The sequence below is a fragment of the Acinetobacter sp. 24-47-66 genome (assembly GCF_056779755.1).
The window spans coordinates 25,996-45,032 of record NZ_JBWYIL010000020.1 but is presented as its reverse complement, the minus strand read 5'-3'; the positions used below and the strand labels follow the sequence as shown (position 1 = coordinate 45,032).

Sequence of the window (19,037 nt, the reverse complement as noted above, 5' to 3'; positions counted from 1 at the left end):
TCCAAGTCGCTGAAAATGGTGATCTTGCAAACTGGCATACCGGTGCACCTGATGCCATCCCTGCTGTGGGTGGTGCAATGGACTTAGCCGTAGGTGCGAAAAAAGTCTTTATTACCACCGATCATGTCACTAAAAAAGGCGAGCCTAAAATCGTTGCTGAGCTGACTTATCCTGCGACAGGTTTGAAATGTGTGGACCGCATTTATACGGACCTTTGTGTGATTGATGTGACGGCAGATGGCATGAAAGTCATTGAGAAAGTTGAAGGCTTATCTTTTGAAGAACTTCAATCGATGACGGGTGCCAAACTCATTGATGCGACTCAAGGCTAATTTATCAATCCTCCCTAAATCCCTCCTTTATTAAAGGAGGGACTATCCATCCAATTAATTTAAGCGGGTGGACTCCTCCCTTTTTCAAAGGGAGGTCGGGAGGGATTCAAAGATTTAGGACATAAATAAATGAAAAACGCATACATCATTGATGCCATCCGTACGCCTTTTGGTCGTTATGCCGGTGGTTTAGCGCCTGTCCGTGCGGATGACTTAGGTGCAGTGCCATTAAAAGCCTTAATGGAACGTAACCCTTCTGTGGATTGGAATGTCGTCGATGACGTTTTATTTGGCTGTGCCAACCAAGCCGGTGAAGATAATCGTAACGTCGGTCGTATGTCGGCGCTTTTAGCAGGTATTCCTTATACAGTACCTGCAACCACAGTCAACCGTTTATGTGGTTCATCACTCGATACCGTAGCAATGGCCGCGCGTGCCATTAAAGCTGGTGAAGCTGACGTGATTGTGGCAGGTGGTGTTGAATCTATGTCACGTGCCCCATTTGTGATGGGTAAATCTGAGAGTGCATTTGGTCGTAGTCAAAAGATTGAAGACACCACCATGGGCTGGCGTTTTATCAACCCGAAGCTTAAAGAAATGTATGGTGTTGAAACCATGCCGCAAACGGCTGAAAACGTGGCTGAACAGTTCAACATTAGCCGCGCTGATCAAGACCAATTTGCTTTAACCAGCCAACAACGTACGGCTGCAGCGCAAGCACGTGGTTTCTTTGATCAAGAAATCGTGCCTGTGACTATTCCACAGCGTAAAGGTGATGCGGTTGTGGTGGCAAAAGATGAACATCCACGTGCATCAACCACTTTAGAAGCCTTAACCAAGTTAAAACCTGTTGTAAAAGCAGACGGTACAGTAACCGCAGGTAATGCATCAGGCATTAACGATGGTGCGGCAGCGATTCTGATTGCGTCTGATGCAGCTGTTGAAAAATATGATTTAAAACCTCGTGCCAAAGTAATTGGTGCAACCACTGTTGGGGTTGAACCTCGCATTATGGGCTTTGGTCCTGCACCTGCGATTAAAAAACTGTTAGCACAAACAGGTTTAACACTAGAGCAAATGGATGTGATTGAGCTGAACGAAGCGTTTGCAGCACAAGCATTGGCATGTACACGTGACCTAGGTTTAGCCGACGATGATGCGCGTGTAAACCCAAATGGTGGTGCAATTGCACTGGGTCATCCATTGGGTGCATCAGGTGCGCGTTTGGTGACGACTGCCCTCAACCAACTTGAAGCAACTGGTGGCAAATATGCATTGTGCTCTATGTGTATCGGTGTGGGTCAAGGCATCGCTTTAATTATTGAACGTGTTTAACTATTAAAAACCCCCTCCCTTTTATCAAGGGAGGTCGGGAGGGATTCTATGCCTACTTTTTCTTCAAATGATGCGCAAATCAATTATCAAACTTTTGGTGATTCAAGCAAACCTGCTCTTGTTTTCTCTAACTCTTTAGGGACAAATTTCAGCATGTGGCAATCACAAATTGAGTTTTTTAAAGCTTCTCATTATGTGATTTGTTATGACACGCGTGGTCATGGTGCATCGGACGCGCCTCAAGGTCCATATACCATTGATCAACTTGGTCAAGATGTGGTGAATTTACTCGACCATTTAAATGTTGAAAAAGCTGCATTCTGTGGTATTTCGATGGGTGGTTTGACAGGCCAATGGTTAGCGATCAATCATCCTCAACGCTTTAGTCATGTGATTGTGTGTAATACCGCCGCTAAAATTGGCAATGAAAATGCTTGGAATGATCGTGCCGTATTGGTTCGTGAACAAGGTTTAGCACCGATTGCATCAACGGCTGCAGGTCGTTGGTTTACAGATCCCTTTATCCAAAGCAACCCAGCAGTGATTGAAAAACTTTCAAACGACTTAGGAGCTGGCAGCCCTGAAGGTTATGCAAGCTGCTGTGAAGCTTTGGCTAAGGCGGATGTGCGTGAACAACTCAAACAGATTTCGATTCCTGTATTGATTATTGCAGGTCAACAAGACCCTGTGACCACTGTGGCAGATGGTCAGTTTATGCAAGCAGCGATTGCGGGTAGTCAACTTGTTGAGATTAATGCTTCGCACATTTCGAATGTTGAACAACCACAGGCGTTTAACCAAGCTGTGGCTGAATTTATTCAGGCTTAAGTTCGGAACAACTCAAACCTGAACTCAGGAAACATCACTTGTCACGGGTGACTCATCTTGACGCTTTGCCAGATTGCTCCACCAGTCTGGCTTTTTTTATGCCCTAGACTTCAATCATTTATTCAGTAAATTTTAAGAAATAAAACCTAATCTCAGCGTAGTTAAATATTAGAACTCATCGCATGCGCTACACATCTATCATTCAGCAATGGAAAAAACCAACGATAAGCCTAGCACTATTCAATTTAGTACTCTCAATATGGGTTGGCATTGGTTTAAATATTGCGTTCTACAAACAACTTACTTCACTCACACCTTATCAAGGTTACCCAGCAATTCTTTTTTTAATAGGTTCATCTGTCTTAATCACAGCCGCTTATTTTTTTATTTTCAATCTTATTCATTGGAGATTGAACGTAAAGATATTTGCAAGTATCTGGATTGTATTAGGCGGTATGTCTGCATATTTTGTAAGTAGTTTAGGCATTATTATTAATGCTGATCAGATTCAAAATATGATGCAAACCAATACGATGGAAGCATTTGATCTGATAAATATAAGATTATTTATTTGGGTTGTATTTTTTATTTTAGCGCCTCTTTTTTTTTATTTATTGGGTGAATATCAAAAAATCAACGTTTTCTCATACCCTTTGCAGGAAAATGTTACACAGTGCAATCAGTTTAGTTTTAGTGTTAGGTTGCGCTTATTTATATTATGTTGACTATGCAGCTATTTTTAGAGAAAACAGAGAGTTGAAAGGGATGATCAGTCCTCAAAATGTCGTTGCAGCCTCCTTCAGTTATTATAAACATCTTCAACCTCCCAAAAATACGACTATTCACCCCTACGGACGTGATGCACACCAACTTATTCAAACGGCGACCCATCAAACTCCAAAACTGATGGTTTTAGTGATAGGAGAAACAGCACGTGCAGAAAGTTTTCAGTTGAATGGATATGATCGAGCTACAAATCCAGAATTAAGCAAATTAAATATAATCAATTTTCGTAACGTCAGTTCCTGTGGTACTGCAACGGCGGTATCCGTACCTTGTTTATTTTCTGGTATGACTCGACAAGCATATACAGAAAAAGTCGCAAGACAACGGGAGAACTTACTCGATATTATTCAACGTGCGGGCTACAAAGTAACGTGGATCAATAACAATTCAGGATGCAAAGAAGTTTGTAATCGGGTTGAGCGTTATGAAATTCCCGAATCTATTCGTAAGCAATGGTGCGATTCTAAGGGTGAATGTAAAGATGAAATATTGATTGCTAGTCTTAATGCCTATATTCAAGCCATTCCCAAAAATGATAAAACGCCAAGACTTATCGTACTCCATCAAATGGGAAGTCACGGCCCAGCTTACTATAAACGGTCCACTCATCAATACACACCCTTTCAGCCGACCTGTAACACCAGCGCAATTCAGGGATGTAGTCAACAAGCTCTGATCAATACGTATGATAATTCAATTGTATATACAGACCATATTCTCGCTTCGACAATCAATTTATTAAACAAACAAACTCAATTTCAATCCGCTTTATGGTATTTATCAGATCATGGTGAATCCACGGGTGAACATGGAATCTATTTACACGGCGCCCCTTATCAAATTGCACCATCACAACAAACTCATGTCCCGATGATCATGTCGTTTTCAACAGCATGGCGAAAACATCAAGCGTCAACTGTACGATGCATTGAATCTCAGAAAAATGATGTACTTAGCCAAGACAATGTCTTTCACACCATGTTAAGTTTATTGAATATTCATACTACAACATTACAACCCGCATTGGACCTCAGCCAACAATGCAAACCTCAATTACAGAACAGAGCCTAATATGAATAAAATCCTGATGATTGAAGATGACTTTATGATTGCAGAGTCATCTCAAAAGTTGCTCCAATATCAATCATTTGAAGTAGTCTGGGTCAATAATGGCATCGATGGCTTAAAACAATTAAATCAACAAGCATTTGATTTAGTGCTGCTCGATCTTGGATTACCTATGATGGATGGCATGCAAGTACTCAAACATCTTCGCTCACTATTTCCTTCAATTCCTGTACTCATTATTTCAGCAAGAGATCAACTTCAGCACCGTATCGATGGATTAAATCAAGGCGCTGATGATTATCTAGTAAAACCATACGAGTTTGAGGAGTTATTAGCGCGTATTCACGCCATACTCAGACGTGCATCTCAACAAAATACATCTCAGATAAAACAAATTTTAGAATTTGGCGGACTCAGGTTAGATCTTGAACAACATATCGCGAGTTTTGAAAATCAGACGGTTGAATTTTCAAACCGTGAGTGGGCTTTATTAATTCCACTCTTAACTTATCCAAATAAGATTTTTTCGAAGTCTAATCTTGAAGAAAAACTGTATGATATTGAAAATGAAATCAGCAGTAATACCATTGAAGTCTATATTCATCGCATACGCTCAAAATTAGGTAAAAATTTTATTCGTAATGTGCGAGGATTAGGTTATCGGCTAGGTCAGCCTACACCATAAATCAAGAATTGATACATGACGCAACCCTACTCTTTACAAAAGCAACTTGTTGTATTTACCTCAATTTTTAGTGTGGTGATGGGATGCATATTGGTTTTTTCAGCCTATAGAACAGCTTTAGAAGAAACAAATGAAATACTTGATGCTCAGCTGAAAAATCTGGCAGAGCGTGTTGCAAAATTTAATCCAGATCCTGTAAAGAGTAAATTTTCACATTTAAAACAGTACCATGAAGAAGATTTATTTGTAGATGTTTGGGCCTATGACCAACAATCACATTTACACGAAAAGTTTAAACAGTTGGTTGAGCCCGTCGCTAACTCAGGTTTTTATCATCACACTAATCATTATGGTAAATGGCATACCTATGTGATTCCATTGAAAACTGTTCAAGTTCAAGTGAGCCAACAAGACTCTGTTCGACAAGCTTTAGCCATAGAGCTCGCAATCAACATGTTTTTACCTTATTTAATCATTATGCCCTTCGCGATTTATGGCTTAGGTTTTATAATTAGAAGAAATTTTGCTCCATTTGAGCAATTTAAATCCGAATTAAGTACACGTAAACCAAATGAGCTGACCGTAATTGACCCTCAACAGTACCCTATTGAGCTAGTACCCAGCATTCAAGCAATCAATCAATTATTTCAAAGGATCTCTGATGCCCAACAAGAACAAAAACAATTTATTGCAGACGCCGCTCACGAATTAAGAACACCAATTACAGCATTAAATCTTCAAACTAAAATTTTACTCAAAGAGCTCCCCCATCACGAATCATTAATCAAAATGAATAATGGTTTACACCGAACTCAGCATTTGGTCGGACAGCTTTTAAATCTCGCTCAACAAGATTCATTGAATGCCAGTAACGAGAAAAAAATGAGTATTCGGTTAGATGAACGTGCTTATCAATCTATTGAACAATTGATTCATTTAGCTTTAGCCAAAGAAATCGATTTAGGTATGGAACGTTATGAACACGTTCAAATTATAAATTATTCATCTGCTATAGATTCAATATTAACCAACTTAATAGAGAATGCGATTAAATACACGCCTCCCAATGGCATCATTAATGTTTCGACATTTCAAGAGAATGATATAGCTATCATTCAAGTCGAAGATAGTGGCCCAGGAATTTCAGCAGATCTCTATGAACGTATTAAAAAAAGATTTTATCGAGTTGAGCAACATCAAGAAATTGGTAGTGGCTTAGGTTTATCAATTGTTGAAAAAGCGGTAGAACGTATGGGGGGTAATCTTATCTTTGATCGCAGCCCTCAATTAGGTGGTTTATTGGTGAGAGTGGAAATTAAACTACATTAATTGCTTAGGCTAATTTAACCTTTTCTTTTAGACTAAATATTACGACATTGAACATCCAAATCAGCCAACCAGTCCAAAGATTATGACTAAAAAAATGCGCTCCTCTGAGCATTTGTGTCCATCCCATAAGCATTCCCAAGAGAATTGCACTCAATAATGCAAAACCTGCAGAAGCATGACCTCCAGGAAAACAATGCCCAACTTTACTAATGAGACTCCAGACAACTGTCATTCCCTGAGGTTGAGCTGCATCCCATGGACACATCAAGTTCGACTGTGATTTGAACAACGCTATTAAAATAATTGAAATTAAAGCAACTGCAAAAATTGTGATGTAATTTTTAGAGGTTTCCAAACGTTGATTTCTCGATTTGGGATGAGCAACCATGACTGCAGATATCAGCATACTGCAGTACATCGCGATTAGCACATATTTAACCCATTCATGCCCGACTACACTTGGCCAAAATGCATCTTTTAAATAGAACACTCCTTTTGAATTTAAGCCTAATTGAATCAATTTCATGTCGACTGCACCATGTACTGGAAATAGATTGACCAAAATGAAATAGCTCAAGATTAAGGCGATACATTGCTTGCGATAGAAAAAACTCATACGAATACATCGAATAAAAATGTATTTAAATCAATCAGGCTTAAAATTTTCTGAACGATTTGACATCAAATAGACTTTTATACTGCATAACGATATGCTTAAACCAACCTGAGTTGGGTTTAAAAAATAAAAAAGTGTTAAGGATAACCACGATGCAAACTCAAGAATTACTCATTCCGAATGGCAGCTATCAAATCCAAGCGGATTTATATATGCCAGAGCCGATCACAAAAGATTCTAGTATCATCATTATGGCTCATGGCTTAGGTGGAGAAAAAAGCTGTGGCTTAAACTCTTTCGCTGAAGCTTATGCAGAATTGGGATATAACTTATGCGTATTTGATCATTCTGGTTTTGGATTAAGCAGTGGTCCTGTTCAGCATCTTGTCGATAAAAATAGTCAACTTCAGGATTGGAACGTCGTTATCGACTATATTCAATCCCGATTCTATATCCCGAAAAAAAATATCATTTTATGGGGGTATTCGTTCAGTGGTGCGCATGTTCTAACATTAGCAAGTGAACACACCTTTAAAGCAGTGATCTCTAATTTTCCACACGTTGATGGTTTAGCGAGCTTGACACTGTATCCGAAAAAATATTTATTGCCTGCAACCATGATTGCATTACAAGATTTAGCCCTAGCAAAAATAGGTAGAGTCAAAACCATGCCTGTAGTTGCAAAAGATCGGTTTGCCATTTTGGCGGGTGAAGATTGCTATGATGCATATTATCGACTGATCCCAGACGGGATACATTGGAAAAATGCTGTACCAGCTCGAATCGTTGCAACCATTGGTTTATACCGACCAACAATGATCGTACATAAAATTCAATGCCCTGTTTTTGTGTCAGGTGCGGAACTAGATTCACTTATTCCTATCAAAGCAACACGTAAACTCGCACAAAAACTAAAACAAGGTGAATATCGTGAGTTCGTCTGCGGTCACTTCGATCTATTCCATTCGCCCGTTTTTGATCAACTCATCACAGCGCATCAACATTTTTTGGAAAAACTAAAATAAACTTTTAAAGGTGGTAGTTATATCCCTTACTGCTTAAGTAAAATTCACTGATGAAATGGCATTCTTTTAGAATGTCATCAGTGACTTGTTGATGCTGATAGTAGCTGTGTTTCATTAATGCAAAAACCATTTCAACCAAATACACCGCTTCCTCTTTTCTATTCAATTTCAGCGGATGAACTTTCTGCTCAAATACCGCTTGTAAATCATGAGCAATCTTCTCAATGACGATTTCCTGTAAATTAAAACCATCAACATGTACTGGCCCACCCAGAATCAAAATACTTGCAGCAGGATTTGAATTGTAGAACTCAGCCACCTTAGAAATTAGATCCAAACAAATATCACGTGTTGACCAAGTTTGATAGCACTCATTTTTAAACAAAACATAGGCCTGCAGTTCATCTAAATAACGTTTCACCAATATGCTGAACAAATGATTAACTGTTGGAAAGTATTGATAAATCGTAATCTTAGGAAGATCGGACTGTGCTGCAATTTCGGGAATAGTACAGTGATTGATGCCTTGTTCTTCTAATATTTTCTTCGTTGTTTCTAATACAAGTTCTAACCTTGCTTTACTTCTTTTTTGTACAGGAAGCTTAATTTCATCAAAAAGCATTTAAACAAATCCCCTGTCTTGCTGTTTAAAAATAAATCGATTATAGTCATAAAACCAACTATAGTTGGTTATGAATAAAAAGAACATCATTCAAGGATATGAATATGAACACAGTCTGTATCATTGGTGCAGGTCCGTCAGGAATTACGGCTGCTAAAAATTGTCAACAAAATGGTATTGCATACGATATCTTCGAGAAGAATGACAAAGTCGGTGGGAATTGGGTGTTTAATTCTAAAACTGGTCATTCTTCAGTCTATGAGAATACACACATTATTAGCTCGCGTACAATGTCTGAATATGAAGATTATCCAATGCCAGACAGTTACCCTGATTATCCACGACATGATCATTTGCAGCAGTATTTTGAAAATTATGCCAAACATTTTGGTGTATATGACAAGATTAAATTTCATCACACTATTAACCATATTCATAAAAATGAAAATAAAAAATGGGTGGTGGATTACACCGATGATCAAGGTAAAGAACAACAGAAAATATATGACTATTTAATGGTTGCCAATGGTCATCACTGGAAACCGAAATACCCTGAGTATGAAGGTGAATTTACTGGCAAGTGGATGCATTCACATGATTTTAAAGGTGTAAATGACGACTGGCGTGGAAAGAAAATTTTAGTCATTGGTGCAGGTAATTCAGGCTGTGATGTTGCCGTAGAATCAGCACGTGTCTCAAAAGATGTGTATATATCGATGCGCAGTCCACAATGGTTTGTTCCAAAATTTATGTTTGGACATCCCGCAGACATACTCGTCAAGTCAATGGAAAAACTTCCGCCCAAAATGCGCCAAAAAATTCTGACCAAATTGGTAAAAGCATTCAGTGGAAATTACGCAGATTTTGGCTTGCCTGTAAATGACAAACCGATGCTGACACAACATCCAACGGCGAACTCTGACTTCATTGACTATGTGCGTCACGGTAAAATCAAACCAAAACCAGCGATCAAGCGTCTCAATGGTAAAATTGTAGAATTCGTCGATGGTACTCAACAAGAGTTTGATATTATTTGTTGTTGTACTGGTTTCTGGACCGTCTTCCCTTTCTTCGATAAAGATTTTATAGATTTCCAACATGCTGAAAAATTACCGCTTTACCGTAAAATGATGCATGCAGAACATGACAATCTTTATTTCATTGGTTTATTCCAGCCACTAGGTTGTATTTGGCCAATTTCAGATCATCAAGCCAATTTGGCATGTCAGGAAATCTTAGGAAAATATAAACGTCCTGCTGATATGAAAAAAGCGATTCAGCATGAGTTAGATCATCCACATTACAACTTTGAAGGCGGTCAACGTCATGCAGCAGAGGTTGACTATAATGACTTCCGCGCTGAACTCGTGTCAGACCTTAAAACTGCTGGGGTCATCATTCCAGAGCGTAAACCTTTGGTTTCAATCCGTAAATTAGTTGGTTCTTTACTGACTGCATAATTTAGTGTATTTCTAGGTCATCAGTGAGTGTTACGTTAATCGTGAGCACTCACCTTACATAAGTATAATCAACTCAAAATAACAACTTAAATGATCAATAGCAGGAGCTTTGCATGCACGGACGTATGATGTTTCAACCTTTATTAATCAGCAGTTTACTAGAACATGCTGCTGAATTTCATAAAGACACCCTGATCGTTTCAAAAAACACCGATGGCACACTTTACGAAACCAATTGGGGCGATGTATCGGATAATGCTAAACGTGGTGCAAAGGCATTGAATGAACTTAAACTCATTCACGGCGATTGTATTGCAACATTAGCTTGGAACAATCATCGTCATTTAGAGGCTTGGTATGCTATTTCTGGTAGTGGTTTAATCTGTCACACCATTAACCCAAGATTATTTCCAGAACAACTGATTTTCATTATTAATGATGCACAAGATAAAGCGATTATTTTTGATAAAACATTCCTACCTTTGATTACAGGAATAAAAGCACATATTCCCCTTGTGCAACATTTCATTTGCTTAGATGCACCTGATGAAAAGATTCGTCAATCCTTACCCGAAGTCTTGTTCTACGATGATTTAATTGCACGTCAAACTGCAGAATATACATGGCCTGAATTTGATGAAACCACTGCAAGTTCACTATGTTATACCTCTGGAACAACAGGCAATCCTAAAGGTGCTCTCTATTCTCATCGCTCAACTGTTCTTCACAGTTTAGCGGCCAGCTTACCTGACTCACTCAATCTATCAGCCAAAGATATTATTTTACCTGTAGTTCCGATGTTTCACGTTCATGCATGGGGAACACCTTATGCCGCAGCGATGGTAGGTGCTTCAATTATATTACCAGGGCCGGGTCTTGATGGTGAGAGTCTAGTTAAACTCATTGATCAATATGAAGTGACTGTTGCACTTGGTGTTCCTACCATTTGGCAAAGCTTGTTGATTGCTGCAAAAGCAATGAACAGTTCACTGACCTCTTTAAAACGTAATGTCATTGGTGGCTCGGCTTGCCCACCAAGCATGTTAGCGACATTCCGTGATGTATATGATTGTGAAACCATTCATGCATGGGGGATGACTGAAGCTAGTCCACTTGGCACTGCCAATCAATTCAAAGCCAAACATAAACAACTTTCTCAGGATCAACAAGCAAATCTACGTCTTTCCCAAGGTCGCCCGCCGTTTGGAGTCAGGATTCGTTTAGTGTCTGAAGAAAGAGGAACCGATCTTGTTCCACATGATGGTGAGACTATTGGTAATTTACAAATCAAAGGACATTGGATTGTTGACAAATACTTTGGTCAGTCCGACTCACCATTGACCAGTGATGGATGGTTTGATACTGGAGATATTGCGTCTATAGATGCTGATGGCTATCTGCATATTAGTGATCGTGCCAAAGACTTGATTAAATCTGGTGGAGAATGGATCTCTTCTGTAGAGCTTGAAAATATCGCAATGGGTCACCCAGAAATTGCGATGGCTGCGGTCATCGCAGCACAACATCCAAAGTGGGATGAAAGACCTGTCTTAATCGCCGTTAAACATCCTAATAGCCAAATCACTGAACAACAACTCATTGATTACTATGCTGATAAAATTGCTAAATGGCAAACTCCAGATAAAGTGATTTTTGTCGATGCCATACCGCTTAGCGGCACTGGAAAAATGCTAAAAAGAAAACTTCGCGAAGAATATGGACATGTATTAATGTGAGTTCAGGTTAATTTCTCAACTCACTCATACTAACTAAATAAAGCTGTAACTGTACATCAGTTACAGCTTTATATTTAAGCCATTACGAATAATTAAATTAGCAGTATCACGACCTGACAGATATGCACCATGCACAGTGCCTGCATAATCGGTATGACAATGTTCACCTGCAAAATATACTTGCGCTGGATGCTCTTTTTTAAAGATCTCTACATCATCTTTAGTATGTTCAACTTTTGGAAAACTAAATGAACCTAAACTAAACGGATCACTCCCCCAGCGGGTAATTATGATGTTCTGAATTTCATTGGAGTGCATGCAAATCTTCAATATTTTCTTGATATATTCATGCACCTGTTGATCCGTTGCTTGATCAACCCATTCTGACTTTGTACCTCCAACGAGAAGTAGATAAGTCGGTTTATTATATAAACGACTAAAATCTAAAATACTATACAGCTCACGCTCATCCCAAAAAAATGCCGTATTGTGTTTAAGTGCATTCCCATTAAATTCTAGAGCTTTTGAAAATTGTATAAATATTTTATTGAAAGATCCAAAACCCAGCTTTTGAATCGATCGGACTAATCCACTAGGCAAAGGCGGCTCAAACTTAATTTTATCTTGCTTTAAAATACCGAGTGGAACTGTCACCACAACTTGAGAACCTATGTAAAGCTGTCCACATGCTGTTTTTATCTGCACTTGATGAGAGTCATGATCGATTTCAACAATATCTGCATTCGTATGAATCTCTAAATCAGTAGCCAGAACTTTAACAATCTTTTCATAACCTTTTGAAAATATCACTTCATCGCCTGAGAAGTAGCCTTCAAAATCCATAAAATTATGGGCTAATTGCTCTAAATCAGTCGCAAAAGGATCATTGGCAAGCCTTGAGTAATACTGCTTAATTTTTTGTGTGATGACGTCTCGATCAAAATAATGAAGTTGAAAACGTATCGTTCCTAAAAAATTCTCAAGTTGCTCAAAAGCGGAGATATCCTGCTCTTTTGATTTATTTTGAAAAACCTTCTGAACATCACGAAGGCATTTTTCAAATTCTAAGCTCTCTTGTTCGGTAAATGGCTGACCATTGGCATGAAAATAATCCACTTGATCATAATTAAAAACTTGAGTATTGATCCGATTGGACTCTGCAATTTTCCATATCGGATTATTATCAATACCATGTATCCATGATGCACCAAGGTCAAAACAATGACCATCAATGTTTTGTGTATGTATTCTCCCACCTATACGATCACGTGCTTCTAAAACAACAACATTAAATCCTGCTGATTTTAAATGCTGAGCACAACTTAATCCTGCAACACCAGCGCCGATAATATAAATAGGATGATTAAAGTCGTTCATTCATTTTTTTATTAGAAAAAATTCGCTTAAAGATATCGCGTTCAAAACTGTGAAAATAGTCGTGTGATGTAATAAATTTAAAATGATTGGTAACTTAAAAAGAGTTTAAAATTGTTTGAATCGAATAAATCACAAAAAAACGGCCATGAAGACCGTTTTTTTAGAATGCTTTGACTTTCTCATTAATCTGCTGATATATCTTCGAATAAAACTGAAGATAAATAGCGCTCTCCAGCATCAGGTAAAATCACCACTATGGTTTTACCTGCATTTTCAGGACGTTGAGCAAGTTCATGAGCGGCCGCTAATGCTGCACCACTTGAAATCCCCACAAAAATCCCTTCTTTGATTGCAGATTGACGAGCAAAATCAATTGCTGTTTGATTTTCAACCGCGATAACTTCATCCACCAAATCTAAATCTAGGTTTTTAGGAATAAAGTTTGCACCAATGCCTTGGATTTTATGTGGTCCCGGAGTGAGTGTTTCGCCACGCTTCGCTTGTCCAATAATTGGTGAGTCTGCTGGTTCAACTGCAACTGAGTAAAGGGCTTGATTTTTAACTTTCTCAAAATAACGCGAAATACCAGAGATCGTACCTCCCGTACCTACACCAGCCACTAAAATATCAACCTTACCACCCGTTGCTTCAAAAATTTCAGGTCCAGTTGTAGTTTCATGAATGGCAGGATTTGCTGGGTTTTCAAATTGCTGAGGTAAATAATAAAGCTCTGGGTTCTCAGCAACTAAACGTTCTGCTTCTTGAACAGCACCATTCATCCCTTTAGCTGGATCGGTTAATACTAAATGAGCACCCAATGCTTTGAGTACTTTACGGCGCTCGATACTCATACTTGCAGGCATAGTCAGTGTGATGTCATAACCTTTAGCAGCAGCAACAAAAGCTAGCGCAATCCCTGTATTACCACTCGTCGGTTCAACAATATGCATGCCTGCTTTAAGCACACCACGTTGTTCTGCATCTGCAATCAAAGCAGCACCAACACGGCATTTTACTGAAAATGCTGGGTTACGTGCTTCCACTTTAGCAAGAACTGTAGCCCCACCCTGTACTACACGATTAATGCGAATAAGCGGTGTATTACCAATCGCTTCAGCGTTATTACTGTATACCGCGATTCCGCGATTTGAAGTTTGTGGAAATTGAGTCTCTGTGGTCATGAACAATCCTTATATTCATAAAACAATACTTTTATCATAATCCTTTTTCATTTTAGATATATAACCATTTGTACGATTTTCATATAAGATAAAATGAATAAGTTATTCTAAATATGAAATTATCACTTTACTGCTTTTAATCCATAAAAATTAGACATTTGACAAAAAGTTCTTAAATTTTGATAACCAGCCTGAAGGTATAGATTCTTAATCTCTTTCACCGTCATTAAATTAAAGTCATCATGTATTCTTTCCAACATGACCTGACTTTGTTTTTCACTTAATCCTATTTTTGTCACCAAATTTTTTAATACTAACTGATCATTTGGTTCTTCGAATTGCATCAGATCGAAACTCAGAACCACACCATCTTGTTTCAAAGCATGGTAAATATCACCTAAAAAACTCTTTTTGTATGCATGTGAAACAAAATGAAAAACCAAAATACTCAATACTGCATCAAAATTTTCAGAATATTTCTGGAGCACCGTCGTGTCACCTTGCAGAATTATGACTCGGTGCATTTGCTGCTTAAACTGAACGATCTGTTTTGTTTTTTCAAGCATCGCTGCCGATGGATCAAACACAACAAACTCCGCCTTTGGAAAATGATCTAATAAATAATTCAGTTCAAATCCAGTTCCGCACCCGACAATGGCAATTTTAGCCTCTTCTTTGAGATGAGTTTCAAGCAGCGCTAATATATGTAGATGCATCAGTTCATATCCTGGTATGAGCTGCCTGATATGTTCATCATAGTTTTCTACGATTTTTGGGTGATCAAAATTCTTTGCCATATCGCTCTTCTACTATTTTTTAAAATTAAGCCGAACTTAGTGAACTAAGTTCGGCTTTGTTGTTTTTCTAGCTTGAAGTTAAAAATATTACTCAATGACGATTAAGCACTCTCATCAAAAATATTGAGTTGCTCACGCATATATTCTTGGAGTTTAAACTTCTGAGCCTTACCAGAAGCAGTCATTGGGAACTCTTTAAGAAAATGTACATATCGTGGCACTTTATTATGTGAGATATTGGCTTTGCAGTAATCTTTGATCACTTGTTCAGAACATTCATGTCCTTCATGCAAAATAATACAAGCACATAACTCTTCGCCATATTTCGGGTCAGGAAGTCCAATCACTTGGACATCGCTAACAGCAGGATGTTTATATAAGAAGTCTTCAATCTCTTTAGGGAATAAATTCTCACCTCCCCGAATCACAACATCTTTAATGCGACCTTTGATTTTGATAAAGCCTTCATCATCCATTTCAGCGATATCACCGGTATGCATCCATTTTGCGACATCTACGACTTCTCGTGTTTTTTCTTCTTCATCCCAATAGCCCAGCATGACTGAGTATCCTCGTACACACAACTCTCCGAGTTTGCCACGAGGCACTACTTTACCGTGTTCATCGACTATTTTAATTTCGATATGTGGATGAACTCGACCAACAGTGCTCACTCGTTGTTCTAGCGAATCTTTGATCGAACTTTGTGCACTTACTGGCGCTGTTTCAGTCATGCCATAACAAATCGTGATATCTCGCATATGCATACGCTCAATGACGCGCTTCATGATTTCTTTTGGACATGGACTGCCAGCCATAATGCCAGTACGCAATGTAGTCAAATCAAATTCGTCAAATTGCTCATGATCAAGCATGGCAATAAACATGGTAGGCACACCATATGCCGCGGTACATTTCTCTTGTTCAATCGCTTTAAGACTATCAAGAGGATTAAATACAGCTGATGGATAGATCATGGTTGATCCATGTGTAATACAGGCGAGATTACCCATCACCATACCAAAGCAATGAAATAACGGTACAGAAATACAAACTCGATCTTGAGAAGTCAGTTTGATTGCCTCTCCCACAAAATACCCGTTATTCAGAATATTATTGTGTGTCAGCATGGTCCCTTTGGGGCTACCTGTCGTTCCAGAGGTAAACTGGATATTGATGGTTTCATCGAATTGAAGACCAGATGCTATCTCATTAAGTTGATCTAACTGCTCTGAAGTCGGTTCAACCAATAAATCACTAAAGCGATAAAACCCAGTATGTTGTTGATCATCTATTTTGATCAAATACTTTAAATGCGGCAATTTTTCAGCATTTAAAACGCCATTGGTCGTATGCAAAATTTCTGGTGCAATTTGCGTCAAAATTTCTTGATAATTGGTCGTCTTAAAGGTCGATGCAATGATTAATCCTTTGCAAGATACTCGATTGAGTACGTATTCTAGCTCGTAGCTTTTATACGCAGGATTTAAGTTGACCAAAATAATTCCAGCCTTGAAGGCTGCAAATTGTGCGATCGTCCATTCCACACAATTAGGGGACCAAATCGCTAGACGATCTCCCTTTTCTAAACCGATTTTTAATAAACTACATGCAAAAGCATTTACTTTCTCTTGTAACTGCTGATAGGTCAAACGTACATTTTGATGCACACTGACCACAGCATCCTGATCGGCATATTGTAGGCATGCTTGATCAAATTTATGGCCTATGGTCATACCCAATAAGGGTTGCTCACTGGTGCCATAGGCATAACTGAGTCGTAATTGCGTCATTGAATCATACTCCTTGATTCTATTTTCTTATATCAATCCAATATTTCGTTATTAATTACGCGATTACTCGTTTAAACACGACATCCTTTTGTGTGAATTAAATTAATTTTCCTCCTTTGCCTTAACTGCATTGACACAAAAGTCTGCAATTTGCTTAACGAAATAACCTTTATAACCGTCATCAAACATCACATTACGCGATGGATTTAAAGGTTCAATCACAACGAATGTCATCGCACCAACCACGCATAATGCAGCTGTATTTAAATCTTCAAATTCGAACTCACCATTGACCTTTCCTTCGGCAAGAATCTCCTTAATGGATTGTTTTATCAGTTGCTTACTTCTAAAACGTTCATGCTCAATCGTTGGGTCTACGGGCTCAAACATGAGTGAATATGCAAGTTGAGGGCTATTCAGAGCACGTTTTACGAAAGCAGTGACGGCCTTTGTCAACTTCTCAGTCGAAGTCCAATCATTTTTTGCAATCTGATTCAGAATATCGACCTCACCTTTGATGGCCTGTGAAAGCACTTCAATCAAAATCTGATTTTTGTTCTCAAAATAGCGATAGACCAAACCACTCGAGACACCAGATTTATCTGCAATCGCTTGCACTTGTGCATCTTTAAAACCACCACCCGCAATAAGTTCGCGCGCGGATTGCAATATCGATTGACGATTTTGCTCCATACGCTCTTGCATCAAAGTGGATCTTTTATAACTCATAATTGTTCACCCAATCAACTAAAATGAATTATAAATCATTTTCTGAATCTATATTCACTTTTTTAAAAAATAACTGTATTGTATTTCTCAAGCAAGGACAAAATGCTTCACTGGAAATAAAAATTAAATTTTAGGATGAATGAAAATGAATTTACAGAGTATCGACTTTGGACTAGACGAAACACTAATCGCTTTACGTGATTCTGTAGCTGCATTCTGTGCAAAGGAAATCGCACCTATTGCTCAACAAGTTGATCAAGACAACTTATTTCCAGCTCACTTATGGAAAAAATTTGGTGATATGGGGTTACTTGGACTTACCGTGAGTGAAGAATACGGTGGTGTCAATCTGGGTTATTTGGCTCATATCATTGTCATGCAGGAAATTTCACGAGCATCTGCTTCCATTGGACTTTCATATGGGGCACATTCAAATCTTTGTGTGAATCAAATTAACCGTAATGGTAGCGAAGAACAAAAACAAAAATATCTTCCTAAATTAATTTCTGGCGAATATGTCGGCGCTTTGGCAATGTCTGAACCGAATGCGGGTTCAGATGTCGTTAGTATGAAATTACGTGCTGAAGAGCATGGTGATCACTTTGTACTTAATGGCTCAAAAATGTGGATTACCAATGGTGGAGATGCTGACGTGTTGGTGGTTTACGCCAAAACCGACATCAATGCTGGTGCCAAAGGCATGACCGCTTTCATCATTGAAAAAGGTATGGATGGCTTTAGTCATGGTAGCCACTTAGACAAACTCGGGATGCGTGGTTCAAATACTTATCCCCTATTCTTTGACAATGTCAAAGTGCCTAAAGAAAACGTCATGGGCGGTGTAGGTAACGGTACAAAAGTGCTCATGAGTGGATTGGATTACGAACGTGCAGTTCTCAGTGGTGGACCTCTAGGCATTATGGATGCATGTTTAGATGTTGTTATTCCATATATCCATGAACGTAAGCAATTCGGTCAATGTTTAGGTGAATTCCAACTCATGCAAGGCAAAATTGCGGATATGTATTCTACATGGTTGGCAAGCAAGGCTTTGGTTTATGCCGTGGGTGCAGCGTGTGACAAAGCTGATCATGATCGTGGTTTACGTAAAGATGCAGCAAGTGCCATTCTCTACTCAGCTGAAAAAGCAACCTGGATGGCTGGTGAAGCAATTCAAACCCTTGGGGGCAATGGTTATATCAATGATTACAGCACGGGTCGATTATGGCGTGATGCCAAACTTTATGAAATTGGTGCAGGAACTTCTGAAATTCGACGCATGTTAATTGGTCGTGAGTTATTCAACGAAACCAAATAATTCAAGTTAATACAAGGAAG

General features: G+C 38.7%; 16 protein-coding genes and 1 pseudogene. 10 read left to right on the top strand and 7 right to left on the bottom strand.

The genetic code is table 11. From position 1 onward, the window contains the following. From AC1M84_RS13630 to AC1M84_RS13605, 6 genes and pseudogenes are all read left to right on the top strand, one after another. The coding region (locus tag AC1M84_RS13630) for a CoA-transferase (protein ID WP_481595178.1) at positions 1-332 on the top strand (332 nt) is incomplete at its 5' end. A 129-nt stretch (positions 333-461) separates the two neighbouring features. Next, on the top strand, positions 462-1,667 hold the full coding sequence (gene pcaF, locus AC1M84_RS13625) for a 3-oxoadipyl-CoA thiolase (protein ID WP_481595177.1): 1,206 nt from the start codon (positions 462-464) through the stop codon (positions 1,665-1,667). Positions 1,668-1,715: 48 nt separating this feature from the next. Then, complete coding sequence (pcaD, locus tag AC1M84_RS13620) at positions 1,716-2,495, top strand: 3-oxoadipate enol-lactonase (protein ID WP_481595176.1); 780 nt, start codon at positions 1,716-1,718, stop codon at positions 2,493-2,495. 182 nt (positions 2,496-2,677) lie between these two features. Continuing rightward, positions 2,678-4,352, top strand: a pseudogene (locus AC1M84_RS13615) (phosphoethanolamine transferase). Position 4,353: 1 nt separating this feature from the next. Next, on the top strand, positions 4,354-5,034 hold the full coding sequence (locus AC1M84_RS13610; RefSeq protein WP_179999736.1) for a response regulator transcription factor: 681 nt from the start codon (positions 4,354-4,356) through the stop codon (positions 5,032-5,034). A 15-nt stretch (positions 5,035-5,049) separates the two neighbouring features. After that, the gene (locus tag AC1M84_RS13605; RefSeq protein ID WP_481587940.1) at positions 5,050-6,363 is read left to right on the top strand and encodes an ATP-binding protein; all 1,314 of its coding nucleotides are present in this window, start codon (positions 5,050-5,052) and stop codon (positions 6,361-6,363) included. 4 nt (positions 6,364-6,367) lie between these two features. On the opposite strand, the gene AC1M84_RS13600 is transcribed toward AC1M84_RS13605, so the two are convergent. After that, positions 6,368-6,979, bottom strand: coding sequence for a phosphatase PAP2 family protein (locus tag AC1M84_RS13600; RefSeq protein ID WP_481595175.1), 612 nt, complete (start codon positions 6,977-6,979; stop codon positions 6,368-6,370). Positions 6,980-7,131: 152 nt separating this feature from the next. Between AC1M84_RS13600 and AC1M84_RS13595 the strand changes: the two genes are divergently transcribed. Continuing rightward, positions 7,132-8,004, top strand: a complete 873-nt coding sequence (locus AC1M84_RS13595; RefSeq protein WP_481590880.1) for an alpha/beta hydrolase — start codon at positions 7,132-7,134, stop codon at positions 8,002-8,004. Between the two features lie 4 nt (positions 8,005-8,008). On the opposite strand, the gene AC1M84_RS13590 is transcribed toward AC1M84_RS13595, so the two are convergent. Further along, positions 8,009-8,626, bottom strand: coding sequence for a TetR/AcrR family transcriptional regulator (locus tag AC1M84_RS13590; protein ID WP_481595174.1), 618 nt, complete (start codon positions 8,624-8,626; stop codon positions 8,009-8,011). A 104-nt stretch (positions 8,627-8,730) separates the two neighbouring features. On the opposite strand from AC1M84_RS13590, the gene AC1M84_RS13585 reads away from it, so the two are divergent. Both AC1M84_RS13585 and AC1M84_RS13580 read left to right on the top strand, forming a co-directional pair. Next, the gene (locus AC1M84_RS13585; protein ID WP_218947418.1) at positions 8,731-10,086 is read left to right on the top strand and encodes a flavin-containing monooxygenase; all 1,356 of its coding nucleotides are present in this window, start codon (positions 8,731-8,733) and stop codon (positions 10,084-10,086) included. 113 nt (positions 10,087-10,199) lie between these two features. After that, positions 10,200-11,822 (top strand): long-chain-fatty-acid--CoA ligase, encoded by a 1,623-nt coding sequence (locus AC1M84_RS13580; protein ID WP_481595173.1) that lies wholly within the window; start codon positions 10,200-10,202, stop codon positions 11,820-11,822. Positions 11,823-11,882: 60 nt separating this feature from the next. Here AC1M84_RS13580 and AC1M84_RS13575 read toward each other — a convergent pair whose 3' ends face one another. From AC1M84_RS13575 to AC1M84_RS13555, 5 genes are all read right to left on the bottom strand, one after another. Next, entirely contained in the window at positions 11,883-13,199 is a 1,317-nt protein-coding gene (locus AC1M84_RS13575) for a flavin monoamine oxidase family protein (protein WP_481595172.1), read from the bottom strand. 182 nt (positions 13,200-13,381) lie between these two features. Further along, positions 13,382-14,380 (bottom strand): cysteine synthase A, encoded by a 999-nt coding sequence (gene cysK / locus AC1M84_RS13570; RefSeq protein WP_481595171.1) that lies wholly within the window; start codon positions 14,378-14,380, stop codon positions 13,382-13,384. A gap of 122 nt (positions 14,381-14,502) precedes the next feature. Then, positions 14,503-15,177, bottom strand: a complete 675-nt coding sequence (locus AC1M84_RS13565; protein WP_481592301.1) for a class I SAM-dependent methyltransferase — start codon at positions 15,175-15,177, stop codon at positions 14,503-14,505. Between the two features lie 101 nt (positions 15,178-15,278). Further along, entirely contained in the window at positions 15,279-16,970 is a 1,692-nt protein-coding gene (locus AC1M84_RS13560) for an AMP-binding protein (RefSeq protein ID WP_481595170.1), read from the bottom strand. 102 nt (positions 16,971-17,072) lie between these two features. Continuing rightward, positions 17,073-17,699: a TetR/AcrR family transcriptional regulator gene (locus tag AC1M84_RS13555; RefSeq protein ID WP_092768402.1), complete on the bottom strand. Its 627-nt coding sequence runs from the start codon at positions 17,697-17,699 to the stop codon at positions 17,073-17,075. 145 nt (positions 17,700-17,844) lie between these two features. On the opposite strand from AC1M84_RS13555, the gene AC1M84_RS13550 reads away from it, so the two are divergent. Next, the gene (locus tag AC1M84_RS13550; RefSeq protein ID WP_481595169.1) at positions 17,845-19,017 is read left to right on the top strand and encodes an isovaleryl-CoA dehydrogenase; all 1,173 of its coding nucleotides are present in this window, start codon (positions 17,845-17,847) and stop codon (positions 19,015-19,017) included. The last annotated feature ends 20 nt before the right edge of the window (positions 19,018-19,037 follow it).